This window comes from Chitinophagaceae bacterium (assembly GCA_007695095.1).
GTDB lineage: Bacteria > Bacteroidota > Bacteroidia > Chitinophagales > REEL01 > REEL01.
The window spans coordinates 1-3,243 of record REEL01000009.1 but is presented as its reverse complement, the minus strand read 5'-3'; the positions used below and the strand labels follow the sequence as shown (position 1 = coordinate 3,243).

2 protein-coding genes are annotated in these 3,243 nt (G+C 36.7%); both read right to left on the bottom strand.

Annotation, left to right across the window (positions count from 1 at the left end):
* Positions 1-1,882: T9SS C-terminal target domain-containing protein (locus tag EA412_00160; protein TVR84758.1), on the bottom strand; the 1,882-nt coding region annotated here is incomplete at its 3' end.
* Positions 1,883-1,885: 3 nt separating this feature from the next.
* Positions 1,886-3,243, bottom strand: a 1,358-nt coding sequence (locus EA412_00155; protein TVR84757.1) for a hypothetical protein, incomplete at its 5' end; no start/stop codon positions are given.

Genomic DNA, 3,243 nt, shown 5'->3' with positions numbered 1-3,243 from the left:
TCTGCACTTCTCCGTCTTCGAGGTGGAGGCGATAGAGGTACATGCCGCGTGAAATACCGGACAATTGCCAGTTATTGCTGTAGTTGTTTTCTTGAAAAATGCGCTGACCGAGCAGGTTAAAGACCTCAAAACGCAGTTTTTCTCTTAGATTGAGGATGGTATAAGTGCCGGAAGCTTCTACAATTGTGGGTAAAATCATCGGGTCTTTTTCTTCAGGTATATAGCAGTTTTCTACTTTTACAAAAACACTATCTATGCGTTCTGTGCAGGAAAAACGCTCGACACCGACTTCCTCTAAACGTACCGTATAAAGCCCGGAATGAATCGCCGTGATTTCAGGATTAGCCTCATGCCGCCCTTCCTGTATATTTAACTCTTGCCATTCATAAGTGATATTATCTATGGGGTCTTTACCTAATTGAATGGTATCTCCATAGCAAGCTTGCAGGGTGTCTTGGATTGCACCCGTTTGATAAACGGGTAATGCTCCGAGATGATTGACGAAATAGGGTAGAGAACCAGACATTTTGGCGCTGTCACCAAGATAAAGATGCTCTAAATCAAATATAACATCGTTTATGTCCTCTTCATCCGGATTTACAATTGCAGGCATATAAGCCATTGAACTGTCCCAATAGGGATTGTCGGGTTGCAACATTTTCTGTTCATATCGAAGATGAGACATATATATTTTCCTGTTTGGAGCAGTATTCATATGACCAAATGCCAAAGTATCACAAGCTTTCATTTGAATTAATACCTCTCTTTTCCCTAAGTCATGTAAATCAAACCGGTATATAAAAAGTGAGTCGCAAAAAGGGTTGAATAGATCGGAGTTTAGTAAAGCAGTATTGTTGACATAGAGAAACCGGTTATTGGGTGATAGTGAAGCGCCATATATTCCATGAATTTTTAAACTGTCATCTGAAGGGCTGTTTAAGAAAGTGGAAGTGGGATTATATCCGAGAGAAGATAAAAAGGTTATATCCCCATTACACCTGTTAAAATCATATACATCTACTTGTCCATGCATGCTAGTAAATATTACCTTTTCCGCATCATGCGAGAAAATAATTCTACCAACATCATCTCTAAATCCATACAATTCATTATCTGCAGGTATAATGTGCGGTGCGGAAATTTCACCATCCTTTACCAAAAAACGATATATCTCACCGCCGGGTTGATTGTTGCAATGGACAGTTTGCATTAACAACCACCAATCTTTTCCGTTTGCATGACGAGCAGCACTTAAGCGGGCACCCATGCGTTTGTCCTTCAGGAAAAGATTATTTTTTTCAACAATATTAAAATGTCCGTTTGCCGTTCGCTCAAAAATATGATAATACCAAAATGGATAATTATAGAAGCTAACACCATTATTGAAACATGTATATGGGTTTTTAACCTCAGGATTAAGAAAATAATACCAAAAATCAGGGTTATATCCGGTAGTTATCAGCATGTAAGTATCTTCCTTAATTTCCATAAAAAAAGGGACTTGAGCATACCCCAGCCAGTTTATGAATGTATCCTGTTCAAGAAAATGAAATTTATGATCAACGAGATGTCGTTGAAAATGTACAAAATTACCAATTAAAGCAAGTTGTAAATCGCCTGTTTCTTTATGATTCAAACTTGATTGATAGTGTCCAAATAATGAAAACTCACTATCGTTGTATTGTAAAGGAAAGATGCTATCTTTTAGAAAAACAGCTTTAGGATTTTCTGTTGAATCATTAAACTTCAACATACTCCAATGAATCATTAGCCAATTGTCATCTCTATAATTCCATTCGGTTTGTGCTTTTAAAGAGTTTAGTAGTAGAATGTTAAAGCATACTACTACTAAACCGATTTTTATTTTTGTAAAATCTATCATGGCTTAATCTAATACAATTAATTTCAGGCGCTTTACTAAACCATCATAGTTATCTGGAATAAACTCAATTACATGAATTCCGGAAGCTATCTGTGTAGGAATATGAATGTCATTTGTGCCATAATTGATGTTGGTTTCTAAAATCATTCTACCGGAAAAGTTCCATAACCTTGCTATACCGTTATCATTGCTTTCAATCACCACAGCAGTTCCTTTTCTTACAGGGTTAGGGTAGAATTTAATTCCTGATTCAAATTTCGGTACATCTTTTGTTTCAATTTTATCTTTCGATTCGTTTTCATCAGCAGCCAAGCGTAATTGTGGCGATGTGCTACAGGTATCAGCCCATAAGTAATTGAGATAGGCCGTATCTGATGCACTCAACATATACTGCGCATAATATACCCCGGGACCATTGTCTATAGGACATTGATTAGCTAATGCATACAATTCCGTTTCATGAGCATTGTAAACACCTGTGAATTGACCGTTCATGCTTTGAACTCTTAGCTTTGCTATAAACTGCATATTTTCCTCCATTGCATTAGTAGGATTTATATAAAACAAATCCTGCTCAAGAGATAAGTAGTCTGTAAAACTATTACTGTCCGGGTTTAACTGAGCCAGATCGTGTTTCCAGTCAAGCAATTGAGCATAAAAACTATTTCCATAGTCTTGAAAAAATGAATCTACCTCAGGGTAAACAAGCTGACTGTCCTGATCCAGATAAATCATTGCATAGATTTGATTTTTTGCCCACCAAAGTTGTTCATCATTTAAGCCTTCAAAAAACATAGTGTCATTTAAGACATTTACAGCTTTAAATTCAATATCAACTTCATAGTCATCCCAACCACTTAAGATCATTTGACTGCCGGGGCAACTTGGCTCAGAAGTGTGATCACTAAGATTATTTAGCACAAATATCCCAATCGGATTTGGACCACCACTATTCAAACCTGTAGGATGAAAAGGAGTACCGGTTAATGGCAAAATAAATGCAGTATTATTGCCATTTGTATTAGGGCTTGCATATAAATGGGCATCAAATGAACTGCCGAACCAACGGTTTCTTCCATAGAATGGTTGTTGGTTGTCCACAATCTGAGCTGTAATTTGTCCAAAATCAGCTAATTCAAAACCATAAAAATTATCTTCAAAGTCGTTCCACCTTAAGAAAGTTTCAGCATTAACACCTCTGGCTGTAATACCTCTTCCAGTATTTTTATTTATGTTTTTTTGTATAATATTTGCAATGGACTTTTCTATTTCAGTGCCAAAAAGGTTATGAGCTATATCATAGCTGTCACCTTTACATTGATTACAAATTACGTAAGTATTTCCCACAGAGTTTCCGACCC